This is a genomic window from Corynebacterium sp. ACRPO, from assembly GCF_022347205.1.
GTDB lineage: Bacteria > Actinomycetota > Actinomycetes > Mycobacteriales > Mycobacteriaceae > Corynebacterium.
Window position 1 is genome coordinate 95,191 of the sequence record NZ_JAKRNE010000006.1, and the last position, 15,842, is coordinate 111,032.

16 protein-coding genes and 1 pseudogene are annotated in these 15,842 nt (G+C 61.1%); 12 read left to right on the top strand and 5 right to left on the bottom strand.

Annotation, left to right across the window (positions count from 1 at the left end):
- The first annotated feature begins 49 nt into the window (after positions 1–49).
- The 10 genes and pseudogenes from MHY22_RS06005 to MHY22_RS06045 all read left to right on the top strand — a co-directional run bounded on the left by MHY22_RS06005 (position 50) and on the right by MHY22_RS06045 (position 8,971).
- Entirely contained in the window at positions 50–805 is a 756-nt protein-coding gene (locus tag MHY22_RS06005; RefSeq protein WP_239278512.1) for a succinate dehydrogenase cytochrome b subunit, read from the top strand.
- Between the two features lie 15 nt (positions 806–820).
- Positions 821–2,836, top strand: coding sequence for a fumarate reductase/succinate dehydrogenase flavoprotein subunit (locus MHY22_RS06010; protein WP_201802305.1), 2,016 nt, complete (start codon positions 821–823; stop codon positions 2,834–2,836).
- Positions 2,836–3,585, top strand: a complete 750-nt coding sequence (locus MHY22_RS06015; protein ID WP_005323073.1) for a succinate dehydrogenase/fumarate reductase iron-sulfur subunit — start codon at positions 2,836–2,838, stop codon at positions 3,583–3,585. Before MHY22_RS06010 ends, MHY22_RS06015 begins: the two co-directional genes overlap by 1 nt.
- A 56-nt stretch (positions 3,586–3,641) precedes the next feature.
- Positions 3,642–4,016: a hypothetical protein gene (locus MHY22_RS06020; protein WP_049377823.1), complete on the top strand. Its 375-nt coding sequence runs from the start codon at positions 3,642–3,644 to the stop codon at positions 4,014–4,016.
- A 283-nt stretch (positions 4,017–4,299) separates the two neighbouring features.
- A pseudogene (locus MHY22_RS06025) lies at positions 4,300–4,821 on the top strand (IS6 family transposase); the annotation flags it as partial.
- A 482-nt stretch (positions 4,822–5,303) separates the two neighbouring features.
- A complete protein-coding gene (locus MHY22_RS11625; RefSeq protein ID WP_350309236.1) occupies positions 5,304–5,582 on the top strand; it encodes a pentapeptide repeat-containing protein in 279 nt (92 codons plus the stop codon).
- Positions 5,583–6,374: 792 nt separating this feature from the next.
- A complete protein-coding gene (locus tag MHY22_RS06030; protein ID WP_239278513.1) occupies positions 6,375–7,709 on the top strand; it encodes a DUF445 domain-containing protein in 1,335 nt (444 codons plus the stop codon).
- A gap of 19 nt (positions 7,710–7,728) precedes the next feature.
- Positions 7,729–8,166 (top strand): CGLAU_01105 family protein, encoded by a 438-nt coding sequence (locus MHY22_RS06035; protein WP_239278514.1) that lies wholly within the window; start codon positions 7,729–7,731, stop codon positions 8,164–8,166.
- Between the two features lie 5 nt (positions 8,167–8,171).
- A complete protein-coding gene (locus tag MHY22_RS06040) occupies positions 8,172–8,462 on the top strand; it encodes a DUF2516 family protein (protein ID WP_239278515.1) in 291 nt (96 codons plus the stop codon).
- Positions 8,462–8,971, top strand: coding sequence for a deoxyribose-phosphate aldolase (locus MHY22_RS06045; protein ID WP_239278516.1), 510 nt, complete (start codon positions 8,462–8,464; stop codon positions 8,969–8,971). The genes MHY22_RS06040 and MHY22_RS06045 overlap by 1 nt, the downstream gene beginning before the upstream one ends.
- Here MHY22_RS06045 and MHY22_RS06050 read toward each other — a convergent pair.
- The 3 genes from MHY22_RS06050 to MHY22_RS06060 all read right to left on the bottom strand — a co-directional run bounded on the left by MHY22_RS06050 (position 8,968) and on the right by MHY22_RS06060 (position 11,249).
- Positions 8,968–9,816 carry a DUF2993 domain-containing protein gene (locus MHY22_RS06050; protein WP_239278517.1) on the bottom strand — a complete coding sequence of 283 codons (849 nt, stop codon included), beginning with the start codon at positions 9,814–9,816 and terminating at the stop codon, positions 8,968–8,970. The two genes, MHY22_RS06045 and MHY22_RS06050, sit on opposite strands and share 4 nt — an antisense overlap.
- Positions 9,817–9,924: 108 nt before the next feature.
- Entirely contained in the window at positions 9,925–10,737 is an 813-nt protein-coding gene (locus MHY22_RS06055) for a class I SAM-dependent methyltransferase (RefSeq protein WP_239278519.1), read from the bottom strand.
- 20 nt (positions 10,738–10,757) lie between these two features.
- Complete coding sequence (locus tag MHY22_RS06060) at positions 10,758–11,249, bottom strand: DUF2505 domain-containing protein (RefSeq protein WP_005327201.1); 492 nt, start codon at positions 11,247–11,249, stop codon at positions 10,758–10,760.
- Positions 11,250–11,273: 24 nt separating this feature from the next.
- On the opposite strand from MHY22_RS06060, the gene MHY22_RS06065 reads away from it, so the two are divergent.
- The gene (locus MHY22_RS06065) at positions 11,274–12,380 is read left to right on the top strand and encodes a UDP-N-acetylmuramate dehydrogenase (protein WP_239278521.1); all 1,107 of its coding nucleotides are present in this window, start codon (positions 11,274–11,276) and stop codon (positions 12,378–12,380) included.
- 135 nt (positions 12,381–12,515) lie between these two features.
- On the opposite strand, the gene MHY22_RS06070 is transcribed toward MHY22_RS06065, so the two are convergent.
- Positions 12,516–12,992 (bottom strand): S-ribosylhomocysteine lyase, encoded by a 477-nt coding sequence (locus MHY22_RS06070; RefSeq protein WP_023020462.1) that lies wholly within the window; start codon positions 12,990–12,992, stop codon positions 12,516–12,518.
- Between the two features lie 71 nt (positions 12,993–13,063).
- On the opposite strand from MHY22_RS06070, the gene MHY22_RS06075 reads away from it, so the two are divergent.
- On the top strand, positions 13,064–14,302 hold the full coding sequence (locus tag MHY22_RS06075; RefSeq protein WP_239278522.1) for a YihY/virulence factor BrkB family protein: 1,239 nt from the start codon (positions 13,064–13,066) through the stop codon (positions 14,300–14,302).
- On the opposite strand, the gene MHY22_RS06080 is transcribed toward MHY22_RS06075, so the two are convergent.
- Positions 14,299–15,837: an AMP-binding protein gene (locus tag MHY22_RS06080; protein ID WP_239278523.1), complete on the bottom strand. Its 1,539-nt coding sequence runs from the start codon at positions 15,835–15,837 to the stop codon at positions 14,299–14,301. The two genes, MHY22_RS06075 and MHY22_RS06080, sit on opposite strands and share 4 nt — an antisense overlap.
- Positions 15,838–15,842 lie beyond the last annotated feature (5 nt).

Consider the following 15,842-nt stretch of genomic DNA (forward strand, 5'->3'; position numbering starts at 1 on the left):
GTAACCAGCGGTTAAGCCCAGTTAAAGTGAGGGCGACAATGGAGGTGTCATGACTTTAAGAAATCCGGACCGTGAGGCAGTAGCTCACGGCCACATCACGAACGAACCAATCCGTCAGAAGCCGGGAGTGCCCTCCTGGGTTCTGAAGCTCATTATGGCCGTCACTGGCCTGCTTTTTGCCCTTTTCGTTGTTGGCCACATGGCCGGCAACCTGAAGTTGTACTTGCCGGCACACGGCGGCGAAGAGGCGCTGGATGAATACGGCGCATTCCTGCGCTCCATGGGCGAGCCGTTGTTCCCGCACGAGGGCGCATTGTGGATTATCCGCGCCGTCCTGCTGGTTGCCATCCTCGCCCACATCTATGGTGCATTTGCCCTGACCGCACGCTCTAAGGCGTCCCGCGGCAAGTTCCGCCGCAGCAACCTGATGGGCGGCCTTGATTCCTTCGCTACCAAGTCCATGCTGGTTACCGGCATCGTCTTGCTGCTGTTCATCATTTTCCACCTGCTGGACCTGACCCTGGGCGTGCAACCTTTCGCTCCCGGCGACTTTGCAGAGGGCGCGGTGAAGGCCAACATGATCGCCACCTTCAGCCGCTGGCCGGTCACCATCGTGTACGTGATCGCTATGTGCTTCCTGTTCCTGCACCTCACCCACGGCATTCGCCTTGCCGCCTCTGACCTGGGTATCACCGGTGCGAAGTGGCGTCAGACCTTCCTGATCCTGGCGTACGTCATCCCGGCCGTTGTCTGTATCGGCAACATCGTTATGCCTTTGTCCGTTGCCCTGGGCTTGGTCAGCTAAAGGAGTTAGAAACCCATGACTAATACTGAACTCAAGCGCGAGCACCCTAAGTTCTCGCACCCACAGTCCATCGTTCCGGGCGTATCTGCCGGCAACATTCTGGAATCCCACGAGCCGCACGGCGTGCCGATGAAGGATATGTGGTCCCACCAAAAGGACCACATGCAGCTGGTCTCCCCGCTGAACCGCCGCAAGTTTGAGGTTCTCGTAGTTGGCACCGGCCTGTCCGCTGGTTCCGCTGCGGCCGCACTGGGCGAGCTGGGCTACAAGGTAAAGGTATTCACCTACCACGATTCCCCGCGCCGCGCGCACTCCATTGCCGCGCAGGGTGGCGTCAACGCCTCCCGTGCCAAGAAGGTGGACAATGACTCCGCCTACCGCCACACCAAGGACACCGTTAAGGGCGGCGACTACCGCTGCCGCGAGTCCGACTGCTGGCGCCTGGCAAACGAGTCCGTCCGCGTCATTGACCACATGAACGCCATCGGCGCCCCATTCGCTCGCGAGTATGGCGGCACCCTGGCTACCCGTTCCTTCGGTGGCGTGCAGGTCTCCCGTACCTACTACACCCGTGGCCAAACAGGTCAGCAGCTGCAGCTGTCCACCACCTCGGCGCTCTACCGCCAGATTGGCCTGGGCAACGTGGAGCTTTTCGCTCACAACGACCTGCAGGACATCATCGTCTACAACGACAACGGTAAGAAGCGCGCCGGCGGCATCGTTACCCGCAACCTGATTACCGGTGAGCTCAAGGCCTTCACCGGCCACGCAGTTGTGCTGGGTACCGGCGGCTACGGCAACGTCTACCACATGTCCACCCTGGCAAAGAACTCCAATGCCAGCGCCATGATGCGTGCGTATGACAGCGGTGCCTACCTGGCCTCCCCAGCCTTCGTGCAGTTCCACCCGACGGGCCTGCCGGTCAACTCCGATTGGCAGTCCAAGACCATCCTGATGTCGGAGTCCCTTCGTAACGACGGCCGCATTTGGTCCCCGAAGAAGGAGGGTGACGACCGCGACCCGAATACCATTCCGGAAGAAGAGCGCGACTACTTCTTGGAGCGCCGCTACCCGGCATTCGGCAACCTGGTTCCGCGCGACGTTGCCTCCCGTGCCATCTCCCAGCAGATCAACGCCGGTCTGGGTGTTGGCCCGCTGCACAACTCGGTGTACCTGGACTTCCGTGACGCCATCGAGCGCCTGGGCAAGGACAAGATCCGCGAGCGTTACTCCAACCTCATCGAGATGTACGAAGAGGCTATCGGTGAGTCCGCCTATGAGACCCCGATGCGCATCGCCCCGACCTGCCACTTCACCATGGGTGGCCTGTGGACCGACTTCAACGAGATGACTTCCATCGACGGCCTCTTTGCCGCCGGTGAGTGCTCCTGGACCTACCACGGTGCTAACCGCCTGGGTGCTAACTCCCTGCTTTCGGCTTCCGTCGACGGCTGGTTCACCCTGCCATTCACCATCCCGAACTACTTGGCTGACCACCTCAACGAGGAGAAGCTGGCCGAGGATTCCCCGGAGGCACAGGCAACCCTGGCACAGTCCCAGGAGCGCATCGATCGCCTCATGGGAGTGCGCGGTGAGAACCCGCACGGTCCGTCTTACTACCACCGCCAGCTGGGCGATATCCTCTACCACGGCTGCGGTGTGTCCCGTAACGTCGAAGACCTCAAGGCCGCGATCACCAAGATCCGCGAACTGCGCGAGGACTTCTGGGCTAATGTCCGCATTCCGGGCGAGGCCAACGACATGAACCAGGTGCTGGAGTACGGCCTGCGCGTAGCCGACTACCTGGACTTGGGCGAGCTCATGTGTGTCGACGCTTTGGACCGCGATGAGTCCTGTGGCGCTCACTTCCGTGAGGACCACCTGACCGAAGACGGCGAGGCAGAACGCGACGATGAGAACTGGTGCTTTGTTTCCGCATGGGAGCCGGGCGCAAATAAGAACGAGTTCATCCGTCACGCCGAGCCGCTGTACTTTGATTCGATCCCGCTGATGACAAGGAACTACAAGTAATGAAACTGACACTTGAGATCTGGCGTCAAGCCGGACCGACCCAAGAAGGCCACTTCGAGACCGTCCAGGTGGATGACGCCTCTGAGCAGATGTCCATCCTGGAACTGCTGGACCACGTTAACGAGGGCTACATTGAGCGCGGCGAAGAGCCCTTCGCTTTCGCTTCCGACTGCCGTGAGGGCATCTGTGGTACCTGTGGTTTGACCGTCAACGGTCGCCCGCACGGCCCAGGCCAGAACACCCCTGCCTGCCAGCAGCGCCTGTTTAACTTCACCGATGGCCAGACCGTCAAGCTGGAGCCATTCCGTTCTGCTGCCTACCCGGTCATCAAGGACATGGTCGTGGACCGCGCGGCACTGGATCACGTAATGGAGCAGGGCGGTTACGTCTCCATGGATGCGGGTACCGCTCCGGATGCGGATACCATGCACCTCAACCACGAGACCGCCGAGTACTCGCTGGATCATGCCGCCTGCATTGGCTGCGGTGCCTGCGTTGCTGCCTGCCCGAACGGTGCGGCTCACCTGTTTACCGGTGCGAAGCTGGTGCACCTCTCCCTTATGCCGCTGGGCAAGGAAGAGCGTGGCCGCCGTGCCCGCAACATGGTCGACGACCTGGAAGCCAACTTTGGCCACTGCTCCCTTTACGGTGAGTGCGCCGATGTCTGCCCGGCCGGCGTTCCGCTGACCGCAGTTTCTGCGGTTACCCGCGAACGTGCACGTGCTGCTTTCCGTGGCAAGGACGACTAAGCTAAGGTTATTCCGTAGGAATACTAGGAACGAGAGAAAGACAGAAAGACTCCGCCATGAGCGATAACACCCATGCAGTCGCTGACTACGCCAGCGAGACCTACCCAGAGTTCTCCGGCAAGATTCAGGACACCTACATTGAGGGCTACGATCCAGTATCCTTCGGTGCTCCTCACTCTTCCCTGCTTCGCACCTCCACCTGGGTGGGCATGGGTCTGATCCTGTCTTGCCTCCCGGCTGCCGGCATCATCATTTGGGGCCTTGGCGTGTGGGACACCCCGCTGGGCACCGCAGGCGAGGGTGACTACACCCTGACCATGATCATCGGCATCATCGCCCTAGTCATTGTGGCCATCGCCGCAGTAGGCACCGTCCACTACGGCCGCCGCTACTACCGCAAGTACCGCAAGGAAACCGGCCGCGTTAACTAGTATTCGCTTTTAAGCCAAGCACCAACAACCCCGCTCCTCACAGCATGCACGCCATGCAGGGAAGCGGGGGTTGTTGCATATCTTGAGCCAAAGGCCCAAGAAGGCGCCAACATAGCGTTGCTTTAAGCTGCGCTTGCCGACGCCTCCCTCCTTACCGTTGCTTCAACGCCCCCAGATTGCGATCGAGAGGTGCTCCCCGCGTTCGTAGTTGAACGAAGGCGGATCAGTGGGTGCTGTTGCAAAGTTGGGGCAGTAGGAAGAGCGACGTGAAATAATCACAGCCATGGGTATTTTCTCCGGTTGTCATTTCCCCGTGACATCATTTTGTGGGCAGTGGGTGGTACTGCCGCTACGGGGTGAGCTGCCGCGATCTGGAGGAAATGATGACTTCAGCGGGGCGTGCCGGTCGATCACACCACGATCTACCGCTGGGTCCAGAAATACGCCCCCTGAGCTGGACAAGCAAACACGGTGGTACCGGCAGGTACCTGACTGGCAGGCCAGTTTCTGGCGGGTGGATGAGACCTATATCCGGGTCGGCGGCAGGTGGTGCTACCTCTATCGGGCGATCACCGCCGGTGGCCAGACCCTGGACTTTTACCTCTCTCCGAAGCGGAACGTGGCCGCAGCGAAGTGTTTCCTGGCCAAGGCCGTCAGATCCAATGCGTCAGCCGGGTATCCCAGAGTGATCAACACCGATAAAGCACCCTCACTAGCCAGGGCAATCGCCGAGTTGAAGTCAGAGGGAATCTGCCCGCCAACAGTGGAACACCGGCAGGTGAAATACCTCAACAACATCTTCCAGAATATCTAAGCAGGCTGGGCCATAATGCTGGCCAGGCGACGAAGAAAGGAGTGTTCGCGGTTCTCCACCCAACTTTGCAACAGCACCCCCGTATGCAACTCGATGCTAGAGACAAGAAATACAGTTTCGCTTTTCACCGTGAGTAGACATGGAAAATAGCAAAGCTCTTGTTTTAATTGGAATCACCCTAATTATTTGGTGCGCGTTATACAGGTACAGAACAACCACCCCTAAATGGGTTTTTATTGCAGCCTCTTTAAGCACCTGTCTAGCGTTTGTCCTAGGTCTATCAGGATTTCTAGGGTTAGGTCATGGTTACATCGATTTGTTGTCTCTAGTAAACGTATTTTTAAACGCATTTATATTGTTGGCCATAGGCCAGTTCCACAATCGAAACAGATCGGACCACGTAAAAGATGTATAGAGCAATGCCCCAAACGTGGGTCACGGGACTCGCTGGTAAAGACATTTCCGGAAAAGATATGTCCAACTATGACCTGACGGATATCAATCTCGAAGGAAGCATATGCAAAGGATGCTCGTTCCGCGGCTCCATGGTGGCATGGGCTAACTTGAAATCGGCAGATTTCACCGACGCAGATTTTACGAACGCAATTCTTAGCGAGTCAGACCTTCGTGGAGCGACGTTAACGCGCGCTAATTTTACGAACGCATATCTAGTACCTGTTACCGCCAATCCAAGGCAATTCTCTGGATGTACAGGTTTGGATGCAAGGAATGCGATATTTTATAGCCCTTGATTGCGCCTACACGAATTCCGTTTGAACCCTTTTTTATAATGAGCATTGAAAACGTGTAAACAACGCAATGTGAGGGTAAATCAGCGCACTCGCCGAGCCCGCCATAAATCAGAACATATGCTAAAGCATATGTTCTGATTTATGGTTTTAGCTGCTGGTTTCCCTAGAGAAGATGAAAGCAAGGGGCAAATCGACATGATAATGCGTGTCTCTGGGTGAACCTGGGCGGATTTTTACTTTGCGTACTTCTGGGCATTAAAAGCCTCTGACGCTGCTTCCGGGAAAGTTGGAATTGGGGATGTGGTTATGACACTACGGTTGGGCTCTATCCAACAATCGCTTTCGAAGGGATAGCCTTCTGCTGCTCGGACACGTCACTGCGTTTCGTGATGCGCACGTACTCTTGATCAATAAATTCGCTGCGCCAGCAGAGTGTCAGCGCAGCGATGTGCAGAGACAGAGATGAGGGGGCCGAGGATTAGTCGTCCTTCAGGCCGCCGATAACCTTGTTGGCCTTATCCTTCATACCCTCGGCAGCATCGAAGAGCTTATCCTTAGCCTCGGAAGCGACCTGGTCAACCCCATTAAGACCGCCTGCTTAGATTAACGAAGTTAGTGTTTGTGCTAGTGGGTATTTATCTTCTCTAACAGAACAAAATCTGGTGCCCTTCAGTTCAGATTCTTTGGCGTTCATAAGCTTAATTGCTGAAGGCAGAGGTCGAGTGCTTTTAAGTACGCACTAGTCTTAATGGTCGAAGCCCGAATACACCTTCACAACCTCAAGGAGAACTCATGACGCACCGCGCGGAGGAAGGCCTCGAGATGGCTACGGCAACGGCATCGTCGGGTGCTGCTCCCGTGCCGCAGGCTGGCAACCAGGAGGCCCGGCGTGCGGACCTGCGCCGGTGGAAGGCGATTGCGCTGTCGTTCCTTATTGGTGCGGCGGTGATCTTTTTGGGGTGTTCGTGGTGGCAGGCGTCGGAAAGCGGGGCTCCGGTATGGGTGGGCTACGTGCGCGCAGCGGCGGAGGCCGGCATGGTGGGCGGCTTGGCGGACTGGTTTGCGGTGACCGCGCTATTCCGCCGGCCGATGGGCCTGCCCATCCCGCATACGGCGTTGATTCCGAATAATAAGGACCGCGTGGGCGATGCCTTGAAGGACTTCGTGGAGGAGAACTTCCTGACCGCGGATGCACTTAGCGCCAAGGTCCGGGAGGCGGAGCTGCCGCTATGGCTGGCGCGCCAGGGTGTGGAGCCCGGCAAGGCGGAGGAGGTCTCCGCGTGGATTGGCGAGCGTGCCGCCAGCGTGGTGGAAGATCTCGACCCAGCTGAGGCAGAGCAATTCATCCGCACCCAAGTCATGGACCGCCTGGCCGAGCCCGAGTGGGGCCCGCCGCTGGGTAGGTTGCTGGAGGGCTATATTGCTGACGGCAAGGCTCGTCCGCTGGAAGACGACCTCATCGAGTGGGCACACGGCAAGATTCTGAGCATGGAGCCCACCGTGGTCACCGCAATCGACGAGCGCATGCCAGGGTGGGCGCCGCGCTTTGCCCGCGAGATGGTGGGGGAGAAGGTCTATACCGAGCTCGTGGAATTCGCCGATGAGGTGCGCCGCAATGGCAACCACGAGGCCCGCCTGGCCATTCGCCGAAACCTGTCCAAGCTGGCCTCGGATCTGCAGTGGGACGAGGACATGCGCGGGCGCATCGAGGGCATCAAGCAAGAGATGCTCGCCTCCGATCAAGCCCAGCAGGCACCGGCGGCCATGTGGCGCACGGTGTCCACCACGCTCATTGACCAGCTCAATGACCCGGAGTCTTTCCTGCGCCAGAAGATTACGGCGAAGGTGAAGGAGCTGGCGCACCGTCTGCTCGAGGACTCCGAATTCCTGGCCCAGGCCAATGCGCTCGTGGATAAGGCCGCGCGCTACGCGGTGGAGAAATTCGCGCCGGAAATCATCGCGATTATCCCGGAGACCATCAAGCGCTGGGATGCGGAGGAAGCCTCCCACAATATCGAGCTCATGGTGGGCAAGGACCTGCAGTTTATTCGTTTGAACGGCACCGTCGTCGGTTCCCTGGCAGGATTGGTGATATTCGCGATCAACCACCTTATCTTTGGTGCTTAGGCAAAAGGAGTAATGAGCAATGAGCGATAATAAGAAGATTTTCGATTCCCTGAAGGATGCCGGTAGCGCCGCTTTTGAGGTAGCCAAGGACTTCGGCGGCCGCCTGCAAGAAGAGCGCACCCAGCACGCGCATGGCGCGCAGGCACACAGCCCCTACGGCGCCACCGGCAAGGATGGCCTAGTGGACAAGGCCACCGCCACCGCGAAGGAATTTGGTGCTTCCTTGAAGAAGGCCGCCGATGGCACCCGTGAGTCCGCTGCTTTCGACGCCGCTAAGGGCAAGTTCTCCACCGCTTATAACGAGACCCGCGAGGGCGTGATGGACGCCTATAATTCCGCGCAGGCCCGCCGTGCGGAAAAGAAGAATGCGCCGCGCCCCGGCCAGGATTCGGCTCCTTCGCAGGGCGATAATATTATCGATGGCGAAGTAATCGAGACTGACGATCCACAGAATTAAACTACATGTATTTACTTTTGGAAATTGCGTACCACTTGGATGCCTATATTTTGCGCATCCTCGCCCTGACCGCCATCATCGGCGCGATTCTCGCCGCCGCCACGCGCGAGGATGCCTTCCGCGCGGGCGACCGCCAAGGCAAGTGGGTGTGGGTAGGCTTGCTGGCTGGTTCGGCGGTAGCGATGGCCACTGGCATGCTTTTCTTGTCGTGGATCGGCACGGTCATTACCGGCGTGTACTGGTTTGATGTGCGCCCGCAGCTCAAGGCCATCATCAACGGCGATTACAGCTACTAATGCTTAACCTGCTTGCTGCCTCGGCCGCGACGGTCAAGGACCGCGCCGCCGATAACACCGTCGTGGTCTCTCCGCACCATGTTTCCCTCGCCGCGGGGGCCGGCGCGGCCGATATCATCTCCGTCGCCGGCTATCCCACCGGCCGCCACCACACGCTTATCAAGGCCTCTGAGGCGCGCTTGGCCATCCAATCCGGCGCCAGTGAGGTGTGGGTCAGCCTCGATGAGACCGTGACGGATGCCAATGCCGTGCTCTCCGAGCTCATCGCCATCCGCGAGGCCTGCCCGGATCCGGCCCGCTTGGGCCTCATCGTCCCAGACGCCCCGCTTGCCGACGCCACCCTCAACGCCGCCCACCAAGCCGGCTACCAGCGCCTCATTGTGCGCAGCTCCGCGGCCGCAGCCGCGGACCGCGCGGAATCCGGTGTCGGTGAAGAAGGCATGAAAAAAGGACCGGCGTTGGCCGCTGCCACTCTTCCGGTCCTCGAATTTCCCGCAGCTTTGGTTTAGGCGGCTTCCTTCTGCGCGTCCTGCTGCGGCGCGCCATTGTTGGCCCCACCATTGCCGGTGGTGCCCTCGCCGCCGGCCAGCTTATCCATGTCGTTCATCGGAACATCGGTGCCGGTGATGGTGAGCTTGAGTTCGCCATCGAGCACCTCCACGGAATCGACGTTCATGTCCGAACCCACGAACTGATCCGACATGCCGTTTTGCAGCGCGGAGGAGATGGCTTCGGTGGCCTGATCCGGCAGCTCGAGGCCGAAGATAGAGGCCTCGGTGGCGCGGATATCGAGCTTTCCATCGTGGGCAGTGGGCTCCAGCGAGAGGTTGGCCAGGCCGCCGGCGAACTTCACGTCTAGCACATGGTCCTGCTCATTGGCGGTAATCTCCGTGACCACCATATTGCCTACCTTGTCGCTGCCGGCTTGCTCGGAAATGCCCTTCTGGAAGGAGGCCAGCAGGTAGTCATCCGGCACGGTGGTAGAAGCGCGCAGCTTGCCGGCCACCGGGTTGTCCTGGTCCGTGCTCATATCTTCCACGTGGATCTCGGAGGCAGGTTGGCCCTTGATCTCGGTGCCGTCGATTTGCAGGGTGGACGGCGTGGTCATATCCATTTGGGAAATGGAACCCTTGAACAGCCCTACGAGCAGTGGGCTGCCGCCAAAGCTGACGGAGGGATCTTCTTTGACCTGGATTCCCTCTTGCTCCGCGGCCTCGTTGAATTGCGAGGTCATCTGGTGACCGATGAACCAGCGCAGGCCGAACTCGGCCAAGAGGATGAGCACGAGCAGTGCTACAAGGATGCCAATGATGATTTTCCAGGCGAGTGAACCCGCCGATCTCTTCGAAGCCATGCGTACCAGTGTGGCGCATGAGACGGCGCGGGGCAAAGTCTGCGGGAGCCTTCGGGCACATTGCTAGGCACTTCACAGCTCCCCAGCTGCCATCAGCGCGCGGCGCGTTTAGTCCCGTGGCGCGATGGACTCCCAATCCACGGTGAGCACATTATCGCGCAGGCGCCGGCGGACGGGGTGGATGTTAAAGGGGGCGTCGGCAAGCATGGCTCGCGCCCTACGCCAGCGCACGCGCGGACCGTAAGGCGCCCAGCCGGCAGCGCGATCCCAAGCCTCGTCGGCGGCCTGAAGCAGCTCGTGGATGGGCTCGCCGGGCACATTGCGGTGGATGAGGATTTTGGGCAGGCGCTCGGCAATATCGGAAGGACGCGCCACGTCAAACGGGTCCCACGCCAGGGTGAGCGTCCGCGGACCATGGGCATCGAGCAGCAACCAGGCCGCGCGCCGGCCGAGCTCATCGCAGGTGCCCTCCACAAAGAAACCGCCTGGGGCGAGGCGGGAACATACCGTCTGCCAGGCCTCTTCCACCTGGTCCACGTCATACTGGCGCAGCACATTAAACGCGCGCACTAGCTGAGGCCGGTACCCGGCCAGCTCAAAACCGCCCAGCTCGAAGCGCACGCCATCGCGCGGCGGCAGCACCCGGTCCGGGTGGATTTCCAGCCCGCGCACGTCTACCTGCGGATTCGCCCGGCGCAGCCACCCCGCCCACTCCACGGTGGTCGCATGCGAGGCCCCGTAGCCCACGTCGAGCGCCAGCGGGGTATCTACATGCCGCAGCAGCGCGGAAATCTCCGGGTGCGCGAGCATCCACCTATCGCAGCGCCGCAGCCGGTTGTGGTTGGTGGTGCCGCGGGTGATAACGCCAAAAGGCCGACCCGCAGCTGCGCTAGCGCGCAGATTATGTGCGTGGTCGGCCATAAATTTCGGTTCTGTAGAACTTAGGCGTTCTCAGAGATCCACTGCTCGGTCAGCTTGCCCTCGTTATCGAAGAGCTCGGCCAGGGACTCGCCCACCTTCGGCTCGATGGCGGCGCCCATCATCGGGATATTGACGGAGATCTCGTTGACGTAGGACAGCTTGGTCATTTCGCCCTCGCCGGCCAGGGAGATATCGCCCTTGAAATCAACCGGGGTGCCCTTGACATCCGCGGTGTAGTTAACGTCAGCAGCCTCACCGTTGAGCTCGCCCACGGTAACCACGCGCTTGACCTTCAGGTCCTGGGAGACCATGGCGCGCACTGCCTCTGGCAGCAGGGTGGTCGGCAGAACCTCGAAGAGGGTGGCTACGTTATCGCTGAAGTCGTGCACCTGGCCCGCCTCAGGGGAGAGGTTGGCCACGATGTACTCCCAGTATTCCTTGGTGAGCAGCGCCTTGTGGACCTTTTCGATGGGCTGATTGATGGTTACGGTGTTTTCACTACGGGTTGACATGCCTAACAGACTACCTTGGTAGGCGTGCTTGATAAATCTTTGACGCAAAAGCTCACAGCGATCGACGGCGTAGAACTGGACCCCGCCGCCACCTTTGCGGACCTGACTACGCTGCGTGTAGGCGGAAAACCGCAGGCCGCACTGCGCTGCTCGCAGCCAGAGGCTGCCGTCGCCGTGGTGCGTGCCCTTGATCACGCCGAAGTGAAATTCATCGTCGTTGGCGGCGGCTCCAACCTCTTGGTGGCCGATGGCGCAGTGGATCTCGTCGCGGTCATCCTTGACTTTGATGAGGTCTCCATGGACACCGAAACCGGCGTGGTGCGCGCACAGGCGGGTGCCGTCTGGGATGACGTGGTAGCCCGCTCCGTGCAGCTCGGCCTGGGCGGCATAGAGTGCCTCTCCGGCATTCCCGGCACCGTGGGCGCGGTCCCCGTGCAGAATGTGGGTGCCTATGGCGCGGAAATTTCTGAGGTCCTTACCCGCGTGCGCCTCTATAACCGCCGCACCGATACCGATGAATGGGTTCCCGCCTCCGACCTGGAGCTGGCGTATCGCTATTCCAACCTGAAATTCACCGGCCGCGCCGTGGTGTTGGAGGTGGAGCTCCAGCTCGATACCGAGGGCCTTTCCCGCCCGCTGCGCTTTGGCCAGCTCACCCAGAATCCGGGCGAGCGCCGCCCCGTGGCCGAGGTCCGCGAGCAGGTCCTCAAGCTGCGCCGTGGCAAGGGTATGGTGCTCGACCCCACCGACCATGACACCTGGTCCGCCGGCTCTTTCTTTACCAACCCGGTGGTGGACTCCGCTCTTGCCGACGCCGTCCAGGCCAAGGTCCGTGCCTCGCTTGGCGACGCCACCGCAGACTCCATGCCCCGCCACCCCTCTGCCGAGACAGGCCGGGAAAAGCTTTCCGCCGCCTGGCTCATTGACCGCGCCGGCTTTGCCAAGGGCTACCCGGGCTCCGGCCGGGCCACGCTCTCGACGAAGCACACGCTGGCGCTGACCAACCGCGGCGAGGCCACAGCCGCCGATATCGTGGACCTTGCCCGCACCATCCGTGACGGCGTCCATGAGACCTTCGGCGTAGAGCTCGTGCCCGAACCCGTGTGGATCGGCCTCGCCCTCGACGAGTAGCGCGCGACTGCGCTTTCACTCCGGGCTCTAGGGCATAAAACCTACAAAGCAGCCACGATAGCGCCCTTAACCACACGGTTTTCGGGTCTATCGTGGCTGCTTTTCAGTTCGGCACCTACCGTGCCGGCGACTGGCTTAGGCGGCCATGACCTGGAGCCACTCATCCTTAGCGCCCAAGAATGCGCGGGCTGCCTCCTGCGCGCCCTCCAAACTGTGGTGCGCACCCCAACCGCACTGCTCTTCATTGGCGGCCGGTACCTCGGTAGCGTTAAGAATATCGTTGAGCGCGCCTTCCACCGCGCGCAGCAGCTCGTCCTGCTCCATGCCGTTGGTGATGGCGTAGAAGCCGGTGCGGCAGCCCATCGGGGCGAAGCCGATGAGCTTATCGGTGTAGTTGCGCATGAAGTTTGCCATCATGTGCTCCACCGAGTGCAGCGCCTTGGTATCCAGGTGGTCCTGGTTAGGCTGGCAGAAACGCAGGTCATACTTGATGATTTCGACGCCGCCGCCCAAATCCGTGCGGTCGGCCACGCGGATATATGGCGCGCTGACTAGGCGGTGGTCGAGTTCGAAGGACTTCACGTTGAGCTTTTTATCATTCTGTTCAGTCATGTCTCTCCAGTGTAATCACAGCTGAGTGTCACTTCCTGAAAAAGATTCTTTACCGCATACGCTGGGATAATATGAGCACACTGGACGATTCCGCCGAGGTTCCTGGCGCCGCACGCACCCCTGGCAATTCGTCTTCCGGCGAACCGCCGAGCGCTGCGGCTACTCCGGTGGGCAAATCCGTCTATGAGGGCGCGGATAAAATCGTGCCGAGCACTGCGCCCACCGTGGTCAAGATTGAAGGCCACACCGAAAATGTAGATCCGTTGGCCCGCGGCAACCGCCTGCGCAAGGAAAGCTGGGGGCTGGTGCTCCGCCGCGTGTGGGCGGACTTCTTCCACGATGCCTTGATGGATCGCGCCGCCACGATGACGTACTTCACGCTTATGGCCTTTGCCCCTACGGTGCTCGCGGCCTATTCGATAGCCACGCTCATTTTCTCCTCGCGGCGTGCTGAGGTGCACGAATTAACCTCGCAGTTTATTGCAGATTATGTGCCAGGCTCCATGACGGAGCAGGCCGAAAAACTGGTTGGCTCCATTATCGGTTCCACGGCACAAGGCACCTTCGCGCTGGTGGTATCCGTGCTGATTTCGCTCTTTGCCGCCTCGGCCTATGTGCGCGCCTTCTCGCGCACGGCCAATACCGTCTATGGGCGAGTGGAAGGCCGCGGAATCATCCGCACCTGGGCATTGATGTGGGGGCTTACCATCGTCCTCGTCATCGGTGCGGTCATCGTGCTCTTTGCTAACCTGCTGCGCGATACCATCGTGAGCGGCGTTATCAATCCGCTGGCGGGCAAGCTGGAGATGCAGGGCACCGCGGACTTTTTGGGTGGGATCTTCATGCCAGTGTGGAATTGGCTGCGCTTCCCGCTCACCGTGGTGATCGTGCTGAGCTTGATCGCTATCTTGTATCACTTTTCCCCGAACGTGCGGCCGGCGCGCTTTCGGTGGATAACCCTAGGCTCCGTCGTAGCGCTGAGCACCAATGTTGCGGTGTGGGGAGCATTTGCGCTGTATACCCAGCGCTTTGCCGGAGCCAGCGTCTATGGCGCCTTCAGCCTCATCATGGCCGTATTCATGGCCGTGTGGCTATCTAATACGATGCTCATTCTGGGCATCAAGCTCGATGCGGAGATCCTGCGCGCCAAGGAACTGCAATTGGGCCTGCACGCCGCGCGGCATATTCAGGCTCCGCCGCGTTCCGACGCCGCCGCTAAAGCCCAAGCCCGCGCCCAGCACGACCTTGAGGAACGATCCGAGCGCATCTACGAACAGGCGGTGCGCCGGGAAGCGCGTGAACAAGGCTAGCCCTGGTTGAGCAGGGCGAGGAGATCGCGCTGGACATCGCGGCGGCGCAGCTTGCCCAGCTGGTCGGCGGCGAGCGTCTCCATGGCAAAGAAGCGCTGCGGGACTTTATAGCGCGCCACCAACCCGCGGCAATGGTCGCGCAAGGCGGATTCGTCGAGCTGCGCGCCGGGGGCAAGCACCACGCAGGCGGCGACGTGCTCCGAACCATCAGAGCGAGGAAGGCCCACGACCGCGGCTTGGGCAATATCAGGATGGGAGGTTAAAGCCTCCTCGACCTCGCCGGGGTAGACATTGAAGCCACCGGTGATGATGATTTCCTTGATGCGGCCCACCAACCGGATATGGCCGTCGGGCTCGCGCACGCCCATGTCCCCGGTGCGGAACCAGCCGTCATGGAAGGCAGCGGCGGTGGCGGGGGCGTCGGCAAGGTAGCCGCTAAAGACTTGCGGGCCGCGGGCGAGGATCTCGCCGGCCTCGCCATCCGGCTGGGTGCGGCTGAGGTCGTGAGGATAGCCGATGCGCAGCTGCGTATCCGGCAGCGGCAGGCCGATGGTGCCGGCGCGCCGGGTGCCATCGAGGGGATTGATGGTCAGCACGGGAGAGGTCTCCGTAAGCCCATAGCCTTCCACCAGTATGCCGCCGGTGCGCGCCTCCCATGGCTCGATGATGCGCGAGGGGAGGGAAGCTGCGCCCGAGATGGAGTAGCGTACCCCGCCGAGATCCGTGGGCGCGTCAGAGGCGGCGGTGCCTGCGGCCAAGGGAGCGGCCGCCATGGCGCGCTCGTAGATGGTGGGCACGCCCGGCATCCAGGTGGGGCGGCGGGCGGCAAGCGCCTTGGTCACCGCGTCGGTGTGTGGGGCAGGCAGCAGGATGATCTCGGCCGCGCAGCGCACCGCGAGGAGCACGCTCATCGTCAGGCCATAGGAATGGAACATGGGCAGCGCGGCCAGAAAGCGCTCGTGGCCAGCGCGCAGCGGGGCCTGGGTTTCCAGCTGCAGGCAGTTGGCCGCGAGGTTGCCGTGGGTTAAGACCACGCCCTTGGGGCGGGCGGTGGTGCCGGAGGTGTAGAGGATAAGGGCGGCGTCGGTAAGCGCGGCAGGGTGCGGTTCCACCGGGGCGCCGGTGAGGGGAAGCGGCTTGGTGAGGGAAACGGTAATGGTGGTCTCTACCTGCGCGGACACGGTGGGGGCGATGTCCTCCCAGGCAATCGCCACGCGGGCGCCATGGTGGGCGAGCAGCGGGGTGAGCTCGTGCGCGGTATAGCGCGGATTGTGCTCCACCACCACTGCGCCCAGGCGCAGGATGGCGAAGAATGCCACCACGTGTTGCGGGCAATTGGGCAGCAGGAGCGCCACGCGGTCGCCGGGGCGCACGCCCATCTCGCGTAGGGCACCGGCCGCGGCCGCCACCTGGGCGTTGAGCTCGCTATAGGTGAGCGTGTGGCCAGCGAAGTAGGTGGCGGGGCGCTGGGGAAACCTCGCGACGGCGGCCGCGAGGAAATCCGTCAAGGTAGCGCCATAATGAATATCTGCCATAGCCG

Excerpts from the sequence above, each read along its gene's own strand:
- MHY22_RS06005 (WP_239278512.1), top strand. The coding sequence starts at position 50 with ATGACTTTAAGAAATCCGGACCGTGAGGCAGTAGCTCACGGCCACATC.
- MHY22_RS06010 (WP_201802305.1), top strand. The coding sequence starts at position 821 with ATGACTAATACTGAACTCAAGCGCGAGCACCCTAAGTTCTCGCACCCA.
- MHY22_RS06015 (WP_005323073.1), top strand. The coding sequence starts at position 2,836 with ATGAAACTGACACTTGAGATCTGGCGTCAAGCCGGACCGACCCAAGAA.
- MHY22_RS06020 (WP_049377823.1), top strand. The coding sequence starts at position 3,642 with ATGAGCGATAACACCCATGCAGTCGCTGACTACGCCAGCGAGACCTAC.
- MHY22_RS11625 (WP_350309236.1), top strand. The coding sequence starts at position 5,304 with ATGTCCAACTATGACCTGACGGATATCAATCTCGAAGGAAGCATATGC.
- MHY22_RS06030 (WP_239278513.1), top strand. The coding sequence starts at position 6,375 with ATGACGCACCGCGCGGAGGAAGGCCTCGAGATGGCTACGGCAACGGCA.
- MHY22_RS06035 (WP_239278514.1), top strand. The coding sequence starts at position 7,729 with ATGAGCGATAATAAGAAGATTTTCGATTCCCTGAAGGATGCCGGTAGC.
- MHY22_RS06040 (WP_239278515.1), top strand. The coding sequence starts at position 8,172 with ATGTATTTACTTTTGGAAATTGCGTACCACTTGGATGCCTATATTTTG.
- MHY22_RS06045 (WP_239278516.1), top strand. The coding sequence starts at position 8,462 with ATGCTTAACCTGCTTGCTGCCTCGGCCGCGACGGTCAAGGACCGCGCC.
- MHY22_RS06050 (WP_239278517.1), bottom strand. The coding sequence starts at position 9,816 with ATGGCTTCGAAGAGATCGGCGGGTTCACTCGCCTGGAAAATCATCATT.
- MHY22_RS06055 (WP_239278519.1), bottom strand. The coding sequence starts at position 10,737 with ATGGCCGACCACGCACATAATCTGCGCGCTAGCGCAGCTGCGGGTCGG.
- MHY22_RS06060 (WP_005327201.1), bottom strand. The coding sequence starts at position 11,249 with ATGTCAACCCGTAGTGAAAACACCGTAACCATCAATCAGCCCATCGAA.
- MHY22_RS06070 (WP_023020462.1), bottom strand. The coding sequence starts at position 12,992 with ATGACTGAACAGAATGATAAAAAGCTCAACGTGAAGTCCTTCGAACTC.
- MHY22_RS06075 (WP_239278522.1), top strand. The coding sequence starts at position 13,064 with ATGAGCACACTGGACGATTCCGCCGAGGTTCCTGGCGCCGCACGCACC.
- MHY22_RS06080 (WP_239278523.1), bottom strand. The coding sequence starts at position 15,837 with ATGGCAGATATTCATTATGGCGCTACCTTGACGGATTTCCTCGCGGCC.